Annotated in this window: 13 protein-coding genes; 8 read left to right on the top strand and 5 right to left on the bottom strand. The window is 65.6% G+C overall.

Features of this window, described 5'->3' with window-relative positions:
* Nucleotides 1-93: 93 nt before the first annotated feature.
* On the bottom strand, nt 94-342 hold the full coding sequence (locus AB7D48_RS05380) for a hypothetical protein (RefSeq protein WP_427976300.1): 249 nt from the start codon (nt 340-342) through the stop codon (nt 94-96).
* A 357-nt stretch (nt 343-699) separates the two neighbouring features.
* Here AB7D48_RS05380 and mscL point away from each other — a divergent pair, with 357 nt between their 5' ends.
* Both mscL and AB7D48_RS05390 read left to right on the top strand, forming a co-directional pair.
* A complete protein-coding gene (gene mscL / locus AB7D48_RS05385; RefSeq protein ID WP_427976301.1) occupies nt 700-1,152 on the top strand; it encodes a large conductance mechanosensitive channel protein MscL in 453 nt (150 codons plus the stop codon).
* Between the two features lie 76 nt (nt 1,153-1,228).
* Nucleotides 1,229-2,185 carry an acetyl-CoA carboxylase carboxyltransferase subunit alpha gene (locus tag AB7D48_RS05390; RefSeq protein ID WP_427976302.1) on the top strand — a complete coding sequence of 319 codons (957 nt, stop codon included), beginning with the start codon at nt 1,229-1,231 and terminating at the stop codon, nt 2,183-2,185.
* A 32-nt stretch (nt 2,186-2,217) separates the two neighbouring features.
* On the opposite strand, the gene AB7D48_RS05395 is transcribed toward AB7D48_RS05390, so the two are convergent.
* Complete coding sequence (locus AB7D48_RS05395) at nt 2,218-2,607, bottom strand: hypothetical protein (RefSeq protein ID WP_427976303.1); 390 nt, start codon at nt 2,605-2,607, stop codon at nt 2,218-2,220.
* A gap of 73 nt (nt 2,608-2,680) precedes the next feature.
* On the opposite strand from AB7D48_RS05395, the gene AB7D48_RS05400 reads away from it, so the two are divergent.
* Genes AB7D48_RS05400 through ppdK form a run of 3 tightly spaced genes read left to right on the top strand, consistent with a single transcriptional unit; the run spans nt 2,681 to nt 8,261 of the window.
* The gene (locus AB7D48_RS05400) at nt 2,681-3,553 is read left to right on the top strand and encodes a glycine--tRNA ligase subunit alpha (RefSeq protein ID WP_427976304.1); all 873 of its coding nucleotides are present in this window, start codon (nt 2,681-2,683) and stop codon (nt 3,551-3,553) included.
* Between the two features lies 1 nt (nt 3,554).
* The gene (glyS, locus tag AB7D48_RS05405) at nt 3,555-5,573 is read left to right on the top strand and encodes a glycine--tRNA ligase subunit beta (protein WP_427976305.1); all 2,019 of its coding nucleotides are present in this window, start codon (nt 3,555-3,557) and stop codon (nt 5,571-5,573) included.
* A gap of 15 nt (nt 5,574-5,588) precedes the next feature.
* Complete coding sequence (gene ppdK / locus AB7D48_RS05410) at nt 5,589-8,261, top strand: pyruvate, phosphate dikinase (protein ID WP_427976306.1); 2,673 nt, start codon at nt 5,589-5,591, stop codon at nt 8,259-8,261.
* A 51-nt stretch (nt 8,262-8,312) separates the two neighbouring features.
* Here the strand turns inward: ppdK and AB7D48_RS05415 are convergent, their stop codons facing one another.
* Both AB7D48_RS05415 and gloB read right to left on the bottom strand, forming a co-directional pair.
* Complete coding sequence (locus AB7D48_RS05415) at nt 8,313-8,780, bottom strand: DUF2147 domain-containing protein (RefSeq protein WP_427976307.1); 468 nt, start codon at nt 8,778-8,780, stop codon at nt 8,313-8,315.
* Nucleotides 8,781-8,926: 146 nt separating this feature from the next.
* The gene (gene gloB, locus AB7D48_RS05420) at nt 8,927-9,652 is read right to left on the bottom strand and encodes a hydroxyacylglutathione hydrolase (protein ID WP_427976308.1); all 726 of its coding nucleotides are present in this window, start codon (nt 9,650-9,652) and stop codon (nt 8,927-8,929) included.
* 39 nt (nt 9,653-9,691) lie between these two features.
* Here gloB and AB7D48_RS05425 point away from each other — a divergent pair, with 39 nt between their 5' ends.
* Nucleotides 9,692-10,402: a class I SAM-dependent methyltransferase gene (locus AB7D48_RS05425; RefSeq protein WP_427976309.1), complete on the top strand. Its 711-nt coding sequence runs from the start codon at nt 9,692-9,694 to the stop codon at nt 10,400-10,402.
* A gap of 60 nt (nt 10,403-10,462) precedes the next feature.
* Here the strand turns inward: AB7D48_RS05425 and AB7D48_RS05430 are convergent, their stop codons facing one another.
* Entirely contained in the window at nt 10,463-12,682 is a 2,220-nt protein-coding gene (locus AB7D48_RS05430) for a mechanosensitive ion channel domain-containing protein (RefSeq protein WP_427976310.1), read from the bottom strand.
* Between the two features lie 104 nt (nt 12,683-12,786).
* On the opposite strand from AB7D48_RS05430, the gene AB7D48_RS05435 reads away from it, so the two are divergent.
* Both AB7D48_RS05435 and AB7D48_RS05440 read left to right on the top strand, forming a co-directional pair.
* Nucleotides 12,787-12,972, top strand: coding sequence for an HIG1 domain-containing protein (locus AB7D48_RS05435; protein ID WP_427976311.1), 186 nt, complete (start codon nt 12,787-12,789; stop codon nt 12,970-12,972).
* Nucleotides 12,972-13,799: a PhzF family phenazine biosynthesis protein gene (locus AB7D48_RS05440; protein ID WP_427976312.1), complete on the top strand. Its 828-nt coding sequence runs from the start codon at nt 12,972-12,974 to the stop codon at nt 13,797-13,799. Before AB7D48_RS05435 ends, AB7D48_RS05440 begins: the two co-directional genes overlap by 1 nt.
* Nucleotides 13,800-13,879 lie beyond the last annotated feature (80 nt).

Here is a 13,879-nt window from a genome sequence, read left to right on the forward strand (position 1 = left end):
GGTCCAGGCTGCCGGGTCTTGCTAGCGCCATCGGCGTGAAAGCAAGTTTAAGGTTTTCTGACTTTTGGCCCAGATGAGCGGGAATGCCCGCTTTTACTGGGTTTTTTTCTCCCAGGGCGCGTTGCCGAGATCCACCTGCTTGGGGGTGGTGTTGGAGCCCGCGATGGCCCCCGCCCCCGCGCCGATACCGGCCCCCACCACAACGCCGATGGGCCCGCCGACGATACCGATGAGCGCGCCCGTGGCGGCGCCGCCGGCGGCGGTGCCGGTGGTGCGGCCCGTTCCCTTGCCGCACCCGGCAAGCGTCAGCGCCAGGGCGAGCATGAGGCATTTCCTGAACATTCGATTCTCCTGCTGCTTGGGCCGGTTCTTTCAGACCCGCGCCGCGCCGCGCAAGTTTCGTTATGTCTCAATCGCGCGCGCCGTCGCGCCCGGTTGGGAGGCAACCAGGGGGCAGGCCCTGGCAATCTGATCGTTTGCACCAGTTATTTCAGGCTTTTAACCCACCATGTCCGCGCCGCCCCGGCCATGGATTGTTCCTTATGAGGAATTTTTGCGAGGGAAGCTTCGCCGCGCCGCCGCGCCGATATGTTTCAAAGAGGAGACATTGAGGAAAGAGATCAACAGGAGTCTAAAAAGGGTTGCGGATTAAGACTCTGTTTGTACATGTTACGAACAGATCGACTCGGAGGGGCTGTGATGTCTGACTTGCTGAAGAACCCGGTGCACATGAAGAAGCCGGGTTGGGTGGATGATTTCAAGGCCTTCATCATGCGCGGCAATGTCGTCGATCTGGCGGTCGGCGTGGTCATCGGCGCGGCCTTCACGGGAATCGTCAACTCGCTGGTGAAGGACATCATCAACCCGGTCATCGGCCTGATCACGGGCGGGGTCGATTTCTCGAATCACTTCATCACCCTCAAGGGCACGCCCGCGGCCACCCTCGCGGCGGCGCAGAAAGCCGGGGACGTGACCCTCAATTACGGGGTTTTCCTCAATTCCCTGATCAATTTCCTGATCATCGCGGCGGCCATCTTCTGGCTCGTGCGCCTGATCCAGAAGCTATATAAAGCGCCGCCGGCGGCCGCGCCCGGCCCCACTCAGACGGAAACGCTGCTGACCGAGATCCGGGATCTGCTGAAGGCGAAATAGCGATCCGCCCGCGGCTGTGCCCCGCCGGATGTCTTGAGGCTTTCCTCGCCGCTGATATGTGCTAAGCCCCCGGTCCATGCGCCAGTATCTGGAATTTGAAAAACCTGTCGCCGAGCTTGAAGGCAAGATCGAGGAGCTGCGGCGGATGAGCGCGGCTCCCGGCGAGATCAATATCGTCGACGAGGTCGCCAAGCTCTCCACCAAGGCGGATGCGCAGCTCAAGGCCATCTATGCCAAGCTGACCCCCTGGCAGAAAACCCAGGTGGCCCGCCATGCGGAGCGGCCGAAGGCGTTGAACGTGATTTCCGCGTTGATCGAGGATTTCACCCCGCTGGCGGGCGACCGGGCCTACGCGGACGACGCCGCCATCGTTGGCGGCATGGGCCGCTTCCGGGGCAAGGCGGTGATGGTGATCGGCACCGAGAAGGGCACGGACACCGAAACCCGCCTCAATCATAATTTTGGCATGGCCAAGCCGGAGGGCTACCGCAAGGCCCGGCGCCTGATGGAGCTGGCCGGGCGCTTTCATCTGCCGATTCTCACCTTCGTGGACACCTCCGGCGCTTTTCCGGGCATCGAGGCCGAGGCGCGCGGCCAGGCCGAAGCCATCGCGCGCGGGATCGAGGCATGCCTGGACGCGCCGGTGCCCTTCATCGCCACCATCATCGGCGAGGGTGGCTCCGGCGGCGCCATCGCGCTGGCGGCGGGCAATGCGGTGCTGATGTATGAGCACGCGATTTATTCGGTGATCTCACCGGAGGGTTGCGCCTCCATCCTCTGGCGCGATGCCGCCCAGGCCCCCACGGCGGCCGAGGCCATGCGCATCACCGCCCAGGATCTCAAGAAGCTGGGGTTGATCGACGAGATCGTGTCCGAGCCGGTGGGCGGCGCTCACCGCGACCCGGAAGCGGCCCTCGTCAGCCTGGGCGATGCGGTGGAGGCGGCGTTGGCGCCGCTGCTGGGCCAGACGCCGGAGGCCTTGAAGACCAAGCGCCGGGAGAAGTTTCTGGCCATGGGCAAGGTTGGGTTGTAAGCCGGCGCATTTCGGCGGGTTGGGCGCGTGGCCTATGGGCGGGTCCAGCCGGACCGGCCCGTCAGCAGGCTGAGCCAGGCGATCAGCCCCAGGGCGGCGCCGGAAATGCCCGATGTGCCGTTATAATTCACCACGGCGGCGATGCCGAGGCCGATGGCCAGCCCCGCCACCGCCCGGCTGCCCCAAAAAAAGGCCGCCAGCCCCGCCGCCAGCGCCGCCCAGCCGAACGCGCCGTAATATTGCCCGCTCAGCACCCAGCCGCGCGGCACGCACCAGCCCGGCGCGCCGGCGGCGGCGCAGATCCCCACGGTTGCGCGCGGAACGATCGCCAGTTCCCTGAACGCGAAGGCCCCGCCCCCGGCCAGCACCGCCAGCGCCGCGCCAGCCAAATCCTGGGTCTCAAACTGCACGATTCTGCCCATTTTCTGTCCTTCGCGGTTGCTCTTCCGGGTCCGGGGCCGTATTGCTGCGGCGCGTCAGTTTAACCAAAGGTCCATGACAGTCCACAGCACACCGGGGAAGCCGAAGAGCTTCCAGGACATCATTCTGACATTGCACGCCTTCTGGGCCAAGCAGGGTTGCGTGATTCTCCAGCCTTACGACGTGGAGATGGGGGCAGGCACCTTTCACCCGGCCACCACCTTGCGCGCCTTGGGGCCAAAACCCTGGAAAGCCGCCTATGTGCAGCCCTCCCGCCGGCCCTCGGACGGGCGTTATGGCGAGAATCCGAACCGCTTGCAGCATTATTATCAATATCAGGCGCTGTTGAAGCCCAGCCCGGACAATATCCAGGATTTGCTGCTCGCCAGCTATGACGCCATCGGCATCGACCGGCGCAAGCATGACATACGTTTCGTCGAGGATGACTGGGAAAGCCCGACGCTGGGCGCCTGGGGCCTGGGCTGGGAAGTCTGGTGCGACGGCATGGAGGTGACGCAGTTCACCTATTTCCAGCAGGTGGGCGGCATTGCCTGCGTCGCGCCGTCCTCCGAGATCACTTACGGGCTGGAGCGCCTGGCCATGTATGTGCAGGGCGTGGAGAATGTCTACGACCTGGATTTCAACGGCCAGGGCGTGAGCTATGGCGATGTGTTCCTGCGCGCCGAGCGCGATTATTCCAGGCATAATTTCGAGCTGGCCAATACCGGGATGCTGGCGCGGCATTTCGAGGACGCCGAGGCCGAGTGCCAGGCCCTGGTGAAGGCGGGCGTGGCCCAGCCGGCTTACGATCAATGCATCAAGGCCAGCCATCTGTTCAATCTTCTGGATGCGCGGGGCGTGATTTCGGTGGCGGAGCGCGCCGCTTATATCGCCCGGGTGCGGACCCTGGCGAAGGCCTGCGCCGAAGCCTGGGTGGCGGGAGAGTAAGATGGCCGAATTCTTCATCGAACTCTTTTCGGAAGAGATTCCGGCGCGCATGCAGGCCGGGGCGGGCACGCAGCTCGAGGGGATTTGCGCCCAGGCGCTGAAGCCGCTGAATATTGACGTGAAGCAGGTGTTTTACGGCCCGCGCCGTATCGCCCTGGCGGCCGAGGTGGCGGACGCGGTGGCGGCCAGCGCGGTGGCTGAACGCGGCCCGCGCCTGACCGCGCCTGACCAGGCTCTGGCGGGGTTCCTGCGCAAGCACGGCGCCGCCAAGGAGGATCTGGTTCAGGAGGGCGATTTCTGGGTGCTGAATAAGCAATTCCCCGCCCAGCCCGCCGCCGGCTTTATCGCCGCCACGCTGCCGGACCTGCTGGCGAAGCTGCCCTGGCCGAAATCCATGCGCTGGGGGTCGGGCGGGGAGTTCACCTGGGTGCGCCCGCTGCGCCGGGTGGTGTGCCTGCTGGATGGCGCGGTGGTGCCCTTCAAGCTGGGGCCGGTGGAAAGCGGCAACCAGACCGAGGGGCACCGTGTGCACGGGCCGGGGCCATTCGCCGTCGCCTCCGCCGTCATGTGGGAAGAGAAGCTGCGCGAGCATCATGTGATCGCCAGCCCGCGGGAGCGCCGGGAAAAGATTTCCGAAGGCTTGGCGGCGTGCGTGGCCCGGGAAAATCTTTCCGTGGCGCCGGATGAAGGGCTGCTGGACGAGGTGACGGGGCTGGCCGAATGGCCGGTCGCGCTGATCGGCAAGATCGATCCGGAATTCATGGAACTGCCGCCGGAAGTGCGTGAGCTGTCCATGAAGATCAACCAGAAATATTTCGCCCTGCGCGACACGGCGGGCAAGCCGGCGCCGTATTTCGCCTTCATCGCCAATCTGGAAGCGGATGATGGCGGCGCGGCGATCGTCGCGGGCAATGAGCGGGTGCTGCGCGCGCGCCTGGCGGATGCGCGGCATTTCTGGGCGCTGGATATCAAGGCGCCGCTGCTCACCTTGCTGCCGAAGCTGGAGAAGATCACCTTCCACGCCAAGATCGGCACGCAATATCAGCGCGCCGTCCGCATTTCCGAACTGGCGCAATTGATCGCGACGAAGCTGGCGCCGCAGGATGCCGAGGCCGCCAATCTGGCGCGGCTGGCGGGCATGGTCTGCAAGGCGGATCTGGTCACCGGCATGGTCGGCGAGTTCCCGGAACTGCAAGGCATCATGGGCGGCTATTATGTCATGCGTCAGAATCCCGGCCAGCCGCAGGCCGAGGCGGTCGGTGCCGCCGTGCGCAGCCATTATCAGCCGAAAGGGCCCTCCGACGACGTGCCCACCGGCACCGTGGCCGTTGCCGTGGCGCTGGCGGACAAGCTGGATACGCTGCGGGAATTCTTCGCCATCGGCGAGAAGCCGAGCGGCTCGGGCGACCCGTTCGCGCTGCGCCGCTGCGCGCTGGGGGTGATCCGCATTATTCTGGAGAATGATCTGCGGCTGAATTTGCACCAGCTGCTGGGCAAGGCCGGGGCGGAATTATTCGCCTTCGTGATTGAACGCCTGCGCGTGAAACTGCGTGGCGAGGGCAAGCGTTTCGATGTGCTGGACGCGGTGCTGGCCGCCGGCGAGGATGACGATCTGGTGCGGCTGATGAAGCGCGTCGAGGCGCTGGAGGGCATGCTCGTCACGGAAGATGGCGAGAATCTTCTTGCCGCTTATAAGCGCGCGGCCAATATCCTGAGGATCGAAAACGCCAAGGACGGCCCGCACGACGCGGCGCCGGACACGGCCTGCTTCACGCAGGACGAGGAGCGTGCTCTGAGCGGCCTGCTGGCGCGGGCCGATCTGACGCCTCTGCTGGAGGCGGAGGCGTTTGAATTGGCGATGAGCCGCCTGGCTGGCCTACGCCCCGCGATCGACGCGTTTTTTGAAAATGTGACGGTCAATGCGGAATCGCCTGAATTGCGCCGCAATCGTTTGCGATTGCTCGCGCGCTTCACGGGGGCGGTCAACCAAGTGGCTGATTTTTCTCGGATTGAAGGTTGAGGGAGACCAGAGATTATGACGAAATGGGTCTATAATTTTGGTGCGGGCGTGAATGATGGCAATGCCTCGCTCCGCAACCTGCTCGGCGGCAAGGGTGCCAACCTGGCCGAAATGGCGAGCATTAATCTGCCCGTTCCGCCCGGCTTCACCATCACCACGGAAGTTTGCACCGCCTATTATGAGAACGACCATAACTACCCGGCCGATCTGAAGGCCCAGGTGGACGAGGCGCTGGCGCGCATCGAAAAGGCCGTGGAGCGCAAATTTGGCGACAAGGACAAGCCGCTGCTTGTTTCCGTGCGCTCGGGCGCGCGCGTCTCCATGCCGGGCATGATGGATACGGTGCTCAATCTCGGCCTCAACGACGCCACGGTTCTGGGGCTTGCCGCCGCTTCGGGCGATCCGCGCTTCGCGTGGGACAGCTACCGCCGGTTCATCCAGATGTATGGCTCCGTGGTGCTGGGGGTCGATCATCACCGTTTCGAGGAGATTATCGAGCAGGCGAAGCTGGAGGCCAATGTCACCGAGGACACCGCCCTGACCCCCGCCCATTGGCAGGACGTGGTCGAGGAATACAAGAAGATGGTGGCCGAGGAGATCGGCAAGCCGTTCCCGCAGGAGCCGCAGGACCAGCTCTGGGGCGCCATCGGCGCCGTGTTCGGGTCCTGGATGAACCCGCGCGCGAATGTCTATCGCCGTCTGCACGACATCCCGGCCGATTGGGGCACGGCGGTGAATGTGCAGGCCATGGTGTTCGGCAATATGGGCGATGACTGCGCCACGGGCGTGTGCTTCACCCGCGACCCTTCCACCGGTCTCAATGAGTTCTATGGCGAGTATCTGGTGAACGCCCAGGGCGAGGACGTGGTGGCGGGCATCCGCACCCCGCGCCCGCTCAGCAAGGCCTATGCCAAGCCGGGCGAGGTCTCCATGGAGGAGGCGTTGCCGGAGGCCTACAAGGACCTGCATAATGTCCGCGCCATCCTTGAGAAGCACTACAAGGATATGCAGGACATCGAGTTCACGGTGCAGCAGAACAAGCTCTATATGCTGCAAACGCGCTCGGGCAAGCGCTCCGCCGCCGCCAGCCTGCGCATCGCCGTGGAGATGGCGAATGAAGGGCTGATCGACAAGAACACCGCCGTGATGCGGGTGAACCCCTCGGCGCTCGACCAGCTTCTGCACCCCACACTGGACCCGAAGGCCGAGAAGAAACTCTTCTCCAAGGGGCTGCCCGCCTCGCCGGGCGCGGCGTCCGGCGCGGTGGTGTTCTCCGCCGACGAGGCGGAGCTGCGCGCGGGCAAGGGCGAGGCCGTGGTGCTGGTGCGGATCGAGACCTCGCCAGAGGATATTCATGGCATGCACGCCGCCCAGGGCATTCTCACCACCCGTGGCGGCATGACCAGCCACGCCGCCGTGGTGGCGCGCGGCATGGGGCGCCCCTGCGTGGCCGGTGCCGGCGGCATCTCCGTCGATTATGGCGCGCAGACGCTTTCCGCCGGTGGCGTGACGCTGCGCGCGGGCGACATCATGACCATCGATGGCGCCACCGGCGAGGTTTATGCCGGGGCGGTGAAGATGATTGAGCCGCAGCTTTCCGGCGATTTCGGCACGCTGATGCAATGGGCCGACGCGGCCCGCCGCCTGAAGGTGCGCACCAACGCGGAAACCCCGCTGGATGCCGAGACCGCCCGCAAATTTGGCGCCGAGGGCATCGGCCTGTGCCGGACCGAGCATATGTTCTTCGATCCCGCCCGCATCGGCGCCGTGCGCCAGATGATCATGGCCAAGAACGAGGATGGCCGCCGCGCCGCGCTGGCCAAGCTGCTGCCCTTCCAGCGGGAGGATTTCGTCTCGCTGTTCAGGATCATGGAAGGGTTGCCGGTCACCATCCGCCTGCTCGACCCGCCGCTGCATGAATTCCTGCCGCATGGCGAGGCCGAACTGGCCGAGGTGGCCGAGGCGCTGGGCATGGACGCCGCCACCATCCGCGAGCGCGGGGAGGAGCTGTCCGAAGCCAACCCGATGCTTGGCCATCGCGGGTGCCGTCTGGGTGTCACCTATCCGGAAATCTACGAGATGCAGGCCCGCGCGATTTTCGAGGCGGCGGTCGAGGTGGCCAAGACCGCCAAGGCGCCCGTGCCGGAGATCATGATCCCGTTGGTCGGCGCCAAGAAGGAGCTGGATATTACCCGCGCCCAGGTGGAGAGCACCGCCAAGGCCGTGTTCGCCGAGACGGGCACGACCATCGAATATTCCATCGGCACGATGATCGAACTGCCGCGCGCGGCGCTGACCGCCGGGCAGATCGCCGAGGCGGCGGATTTCTTCTCCTTCGGCACCAACGATCTGACGCAGACCACGTTTGGCCTCTCCCGCGACGATGCCGGCAAGTTCCTGCCGGTTTATGTCGAGAAGGGCATCCTGCCGAAGGATCCGTTTGTCTCCATCGATGTCGAGGGTGTCGGCGCGCTGGTGAGGATCGGCGCCGAGCAGGGGCGGGCCAAGAAGCCGCATCTGAAGCTGGGCATTTGCGGCGAGCATGGCGGCGACCCGGCCTCCATCGCTTTCTGCGAAACGGTCGGGCTGGATTATGTCTCCTGCTCGCCCTACCGCGTGCCGGTGGCGCGCCTGGCCGCGGCGCAGGCCGCCATCGAGGCCAAGGAGACCCATTTCCGCGACAAATAAGCGCGCGGGCGATGCGAATGGAAAAGGCCGGGAGATGTCTCCCGGCCTTTTTCATGGCGTTCCGTCCAGCGAGGGCACATGGCAGCCTGGCAGCACCTGGCCGGTGAATTTCGGCCAGAGCTGGGTTTCCCCCAGTAAGGGCAGGCCGATATAGCCGTGCAGATCCAGATTGCCCTGGGCATCGAACTTGATCGTCGTGCGGTACACCTTGCCGTTGCGCGGGTCCTGCAACACGCCTTTCCAGTGCCCGGCCTCGCCGGTCTCCGGTGAGACGCGCAGCATCAGGAAACCGCATTGGGGGGTGCCGCGCCAATCCTTCGGCATCGGGTCGTCCGGATGCGTCAGCGCGATGCCGGCGATGAACCCGCAGAGATCGCCGCCGCAAGGGACGATCTGCAACACGATTTCGTGCCCGGTCGATTCCCAGTAGCCAGGGGTGAAGGACGAGGAGGCCGCGCGGGCGGTATTCGTGCTGGCCAGCGCGAGGCCGGCCAGCACCCAGGCGCAAAGCCTGCTCATATCTCCCAGACGGAGCCTCTTGTTGAGGTTTCCCGTCGGCGATTTTCTACCAAAACCGCCGCGTTGGATGACAGAATAAATATGTAACAAGATCGTCATTTCCCGCGGTTGTTGCAGAAAAGCTGCATGCCGGGCGGCCAGGCCGGTTAGAACTGATCCTTCGCGGCGCGGATGCGGGCGAATTCCTCCGCGTCCTTGGCGCGCAGGAAGGGGTTGGTGGCGCGTTCCTGGCCGAGGCTGACGGGCAGGGTGGCGGCACCCTTGGCGCGCAATGCCTCGACCTCTTCCGCGCGGGCGCGCAACGCCGTGTTATCCGGCTCGATGGTCAGGGCGAATTTGACGTTCGAGGCGGTATATTCATGGCCGGCGCAGACCAGCGTGTCGTCCGGCAGGTCGCCGTATTTGGCGATGGAGTTGAACATTTGCGTGGCCGTGCCCTCGAACAGCCGGCCGCAGCCCAGGCTGAACAGCGTGTCGCCGGGCAGCAGGATGCCGCCATCGGCGATGTAGTAGGAGATATGGCCCAGCGTATGGCCGGGCGTTTCGATGACGCGCAGTTTCGCGCTGCCGAATTCCACTTGCGAGCCTTCATGCACCGGAATGTCCAGCGGCGGCAGGCGGTGCGCATCCGCGCCATTGCCCACGACCAGCGGGTGATATTTCGCCACCAGCTCGGGCACGCCGTCTATGTGGTCGCCGTGATGATGGGTCAGGAAGATGAAATCCAGCCCCTTGCCCAGGCGTTCCAGCGTGGCGATGGCGGGGGCGGCCTCGGCGGGGTCGACGATTCCCACCTTGCCGGAGACCGAATCGGTCAGCAGCCACGAATAATTGTCCGACAGCATGGGAATTGCCTGCACCGTGACGGTCATCTCTCTCGCTCCTTTGGTTTGCTGGGTTATATAGGGACAATGGCGATCGATGCGCGAGATGCGGCAGGTTTTTATGCCACGCCCCTGGGGCGCCGCGCCGCGGCGCTGTTGCGGCGCAAGCTGGAGAGGCTCTGGCCGGCGATGGCGGGATTGTCGGTGCTGGGCATTGGCCATGCCGGGCCGTTCCTGCATGCCTGGCGGGAATGCTCGCGCTGCGTCGCGCTGTCGCCCTCGCATATGGGCGTGGCGCCATGGCCGTCCGGCAGGCCGGGGCTGGCCTGCATGGCGGAGGCTGAGTCGCTGCCTTTCGCGGATTTGTCCTTCGACCGGGTTCTGCTGGTGCATGGGCTGGAGCAGGCGGAGAATGCCCGGCGGACCCTGCGCGAGGCCTGGCGGGTTCTGAAGGATGACGGGCGGCTGATCGTGGCGGCCCCCAACCGGCGTGGCTTGTGGGCCTATGCGGAGAGCACGCCTTTCGGCCATGGCCAGCCTTATTCCGAGGGGCAGTTGGCGCGGCTGCTGGCCAGCCTGTTGTTTCAGGTCGAGGCGCAGGCCACGGCCCTCTACGCGCCGCCTTTCACCAGCGCGCCGATGCTGGGCTTGTTTGAGCTGTTCGAACGTTGCGGCCCGTTGCTGGCGCCGCAATTCGCGGGGGTGACGATCGCCGAGGCCACCAAGAACCTGCACGGCGTGATTCCCGCCGGCGGGCGTGTGTCCTTCCGGCGGGTATTCGCCGACCAGGGAGGGTAGGGCGGCAGGCGGGCGGTGGGCGCCTTGTCCGCCGCGAGCGGGCGGGTTTAGCCCGGGATCTTAGCCGGGCCCCAGCGCGCCGGCCGGCGGGTCCAGCCGCTCCAGCCGCAAGGTCTGGTGGCGGTAGGGCAGCACGATGCCTTCCTCCGAGAAGCGTTTTTGCACCCGCCGGTAGAATTCGCGCCGCACGGCCCAATGCTGGCCGGGGCCTGTCCGAATCCGCCCGGTGAAGACCAGCCCCAGCTCCTCGAACGAATCGAGGCCGAAAATCTCCAGATCGTCGCGCATCATCGCGCCCCAGGTGGGGTCTTCGCGCATTTGCGTGCCGATTTCCTTCAGCACATGGGTCACGCGGTCCGTATCCTCGTGATAGCCGACCATGATGGAGATTTGCGCATAGGAGAAATCGCGCGTCTGGTTGGTGACGGTGGTGACCGACGAGAACGGGATGATGTTGACCGAACCGTCGAAGCCGCGCAGCCTGATGGTGCGGATGGACAGACGCTCCACCGTGCCGGACATGCCCCCCAGCGTGACGACATCGCCCACCTGCATCGCATCCTCGAACAACAGGAACAGGCCGGTGATGATGTCCTGCACCAATTTCTGGCTGCCAAAGCCCACCGCGATGCCGACCACGGAGGAGACCGCCAGCAGCCCGGTGGTGTTCACCCCGATGCGCGACAGGCAGATGATGAGCGTCACCAGGACGATGACGACGCCGAAGGCGGCGCGCAGCATGGGGGTGAGGGTGCGCAGCCTCGTGGCCTGGCGGGTCCGTCCGGCATTGTTCAGCCTGTCCACCCGCCGGTCGAGCTGGAAATTCACCAGCTCCCACAGCACGATGGCGATGGCCACGGTGACAAGCACGCTGGTGACGACATTGAGCAGGGCCCGGCTGAGAGGGTTGGTGAGCAGCCAGGAGAAGACATCGACCCCCCAACCCTGGAGCATCACCATCAGCATCAGCAGCCCGATGGCCGCGCGGATGAGAAAGCGGATGAGGGGGTTGTAGGTGCGTGCCCGGCCCAGGAGGCTGGAGGAGGGGGTGCCGCCGAGGCTGCTATCCGGAAAGATTCGCGCGAGCAGCTTGTTGCTGCCTTGCCAGGCCAGTCCGCCGAGGATGAGGGCGGCGATGACGACGACGATGGCCCGCAGCAGCACGCCCAGTGCGTTATGCACGCCCCCCGCCCAGGCCACCCACAGCGCCAGGACATAGAACAGCGCGAAGATGTACCAGATTCTGGAGAAGCCTTGCCGGACCTTGGCGATGAGGCCGTCCGCCCCGGGGCGCCCCGCGATCCAGCGGCTGATGACTTTCCGGCTTTGCCAGATGCCCAGCGCCACCTCCAGATGCACGGCCAGGGCCGCCAGCCGGATCAGCACATCCGCGCCATCCTTGGGCAGGCCGAGGATTTCGGCGACGGAGATCAGGCAGAAGGCGGTGAAAATGGTGACGATCAGCACCAATGCGCGGCGCATCGCCCAGTTGGCATGGCCGGTGGACAGACGCAGCAGCCGCAGGCTCGGCAGGCCGGGGGCCAGGATCAGCCGCAGGACTTCCTGTGTCAGGCGCGCCACGAGATAGGCGTTGACGATGCCGACAATGGCGAGATGCGCGGCGCGCGCGCTCACCAGCCCCGAGGACAGGAAAAACTGCTCGATGGCGGCGAAGATCGCCAAGGGCACCAGCATCAGGCAGAATTTGAGCAGCGCGAAGCCCAGGCGGCGCAACAGGGCCAGCAGCGGAGGGTGGCGCGGCGTGTGGCCGCTGGCGGGCGGCGCGGGTGCCCTGGCGTGTCTGGCGCAGGCCGCGGCGGGGCGGCGCAGCAGGAAGCGCAGCAGAAGCTCCAGCGCGATGCCCGGCAGGATGGCGATGGCGATGCCGGAGAGAATGGCCAGGCCATTGGCGCGGCGCGGGGAGTTGGTGGGAAAGCTCTTTATCCATTTGACCACGGGTGCCAGGCGTGTGGAGCGGCGCAGGGCCTCGGAAAAATCATCGAAGGTCCGGGTTGCCTCCTGCCCCAGCAAGGTGGTGATGGCGAAGCCGATCTCGCTGGTGCCAAAGGGGGCGGGGGTTGCCGTGTCCTGTTGGGAGGGGGGAGCGGCGCCGGTGAGGGCGGCCAGGGGCGAGCCGGGGATAATGGTGGGCGTGGCTTTCGCGGGTTCGGCCGGGGCGGCCTGACTGGCGGTGGCGGATGAGGTGGCGGGCTGGGTGGCGTTTGCGCCGCCCGGCACCGCCAGCAAGGCCAGACAGATGAACAAAAGCAGGATGCGCATGGGAAAAGCCTGAGGCATGTTTTCGCGCCAAGTCAATCGGGCGGCGCGCGCGGCGGTGGGCAAAGCCGTGTCTTGGATTATAATATTGGAGTATAATAAACGTCATGCGGGCAATTCTGATGGTGTTGCTGGGGCTGGACATGCTGGCGGTGATCGGCGTGATGCTGGCCGGTGTGCTCGGCATGGCCCATGCCCGCCGCGACCCACGCCGGGCCAATTTGCTGATGCGCTGGCGCGTGGTCCTGCAAGGCGTGGCGGTTGCCCTGGCGGTTGGTCTGATGGTGAGTTGATGAAGCGCTTCGCCTTTTCACAGATGGATGTGTTCACCGGCCGGCCGGGCCTGGGCAACCCGTTGGCGGTGGTGCATGGCGCCGTGGGGCTGAGCGATGCCGAGATGCGGCGTTTCGCCAACTGGACCAATTTGAGCGAGACCAGTTTCCTGCTGCCGCCGGACCAGGACGGGGCGGATTACAAGGTGAGGATTTTTACCCCGAAAGCTGAATTGCCCTTCGCCGGGCACCCCACGCTGGGAAGCTGCCATGCCTGGCTGGCGGCGGGTAGCGCGCCCAAGGGGGACTGGATCGTCCAGCAATGCGGGGCCGGGCTGGTGCGGATCAAGCGCGATGGGGCGCGCTTGGCCTTTGCCGCGCCCGGCGCCGTGCAGGGCGATGTCACGGCGGCGCTGAAAGCGCGGATCGCCGCTGTTCTGGGCGTGCCCGAGGCGGAGCTTCTCGCGCTGCGCCAACTTTCGGAACGGGCGCCGTGCTGGACCGGCGTGATGCTGAAAGACCGTCAAACCCTGCTGGCGCTGAAGCCGGATTTCACCGCGATGGGCGAGTTGGAGATCGGCGTGGTGGCGCCCATTCCTGGCGGGGAGACGGATTTCGAGGTGCGGGGGTTCGCGGGCGATGTGGGCGGCGAGGATCCCGTGACCGGCAGCCTGAATGCCGGGTTGGCGCGCTGGCTGATTCCAGCGGGGCGTGCCCCCGCGCGCTATGTGGCCGCCCAGGGAACCGCCCTGGGACGCGCTGGCCGGGTGTTCGTGGATCATGACGGGCGAGATTTCTGGATCGGCGGGGAGAGCGTGGAAGTCGTTTCCGGCACCCTCACGCTCTGATCCGCAAGAAACGGAGTGCCGCCTGGGAAGCTTTGGAGTACGGCTCCGATCAAGGTGGGGGGTGTTCATGTCATCCCGCT

It is taken from the genome of Acidocella sp. (genome assembly GCF_050253495.1).
Taxonomy (GTDB): domain Bacteria; phylum Pseudomonadota; class Alphaproteobacteria; order Acetobacterales; family Acetobacteraceae; genus Acidocella.

What these genes read in the sequence shown, in the direction of transcription:
- AB7D48_RS05380 (WP_427976300.1), bottom strand. Translation starts at nt 342, where the DNA reads ATGTTCAGGAAATGCCTCATGCTCGCCCTGGCGCTGACGCTTGCCGGG.
- mscL (WP_427976301.1), top strand. Translation starts at nt 700, where the DNA reads ATGTCTGACTTGCTGAAGAACCCGGTGCACATGAAGAAGCCGGGTTGG.
- AB7D48_RS05390 (WP_427976302.1), top strand. Translation starts at nt 1,229, where the DNA reads ATGCGCCAGTATCTGGAATTTGAAAAACCTGTCGCCGAGCTTGAAGGC.
- AB7D48_RS05395 (WP_427976303.1), bottom strand. Translation starts at nt 2,607, where the DNA reads ATGGGCAGAATCGTGCAGTTTGAGACCCAGGATTTGGCTGGCGCGGCG.
- AB7D48_RS05400 (WP_427976304.1), top strand. Translation starts at nt 2,681, where the DNA reads ATGACAGTCCACAGCACACCGGGGAAGCCGAAGAGCTTCCAGGACATC.
- glyS (WP_427976305.1), top strand. Translation starts at nt 3,555, where the DNA reads ATGGCCGAATTCTTCATCGAACTCTTTTCGGAAGAGATTCCGGCGCGC.
- ppdK (WP_427976306.1), top strand. Translation starts at nt 5,589, where the DNA reads ATGACGAAATGGGTCTATAATTTTGGTGCGGGCGTGAATGATGGCAAT.
- AB7D48_RS05415 (WP_427976307.1), bottom strand. Translation starts at nt 8,780, where the DNA reads ATGAGCAGGCTTTGCGCCTGGGTGCTGGCCGGCCTCGCGCTGGCCAGC.
- gloB (WP_427976308.1), bottom strand. Translation starts at nt 9,652, where the DNA reads ATGACCGTCACGGTGCAGGCAATTCCCATGCTGTCGGACAATTATTCG.
- AB7D48_RS05425 (WP_427976309.1), top strand. Translation starts at nt 9,692, where the DNA reads ATGGCGATCGATGCGCGAGATGCGGCAGGTTTTTATGCCACGCCCCTG.
- AB7D48_RS05430 (WP_427976310.1), bottom strand. Translation starts at nt 12,682, where the DNA reads ATGCGCATCCTGCTTTTGTTCATCTGTCTGGCCTTGCTGGCGGTGCCG.
- AB7D48_RS05435 (WP_427976311.1), top strand. Translation starts at nt 12,787, where the DNA reads ATGCGGGCAATTCTGATGGTGTTGCTGGGGCTGGACATGCTGGCGGTG.
- AB7D48_RS05440 (WP_427976312.1), top strand. Translation starts at nt 12,972, where the DNA reads ATGAAGCGCTTCGCCTTTTCACAGATGGATGTGTTCACCGGCCGGCCG.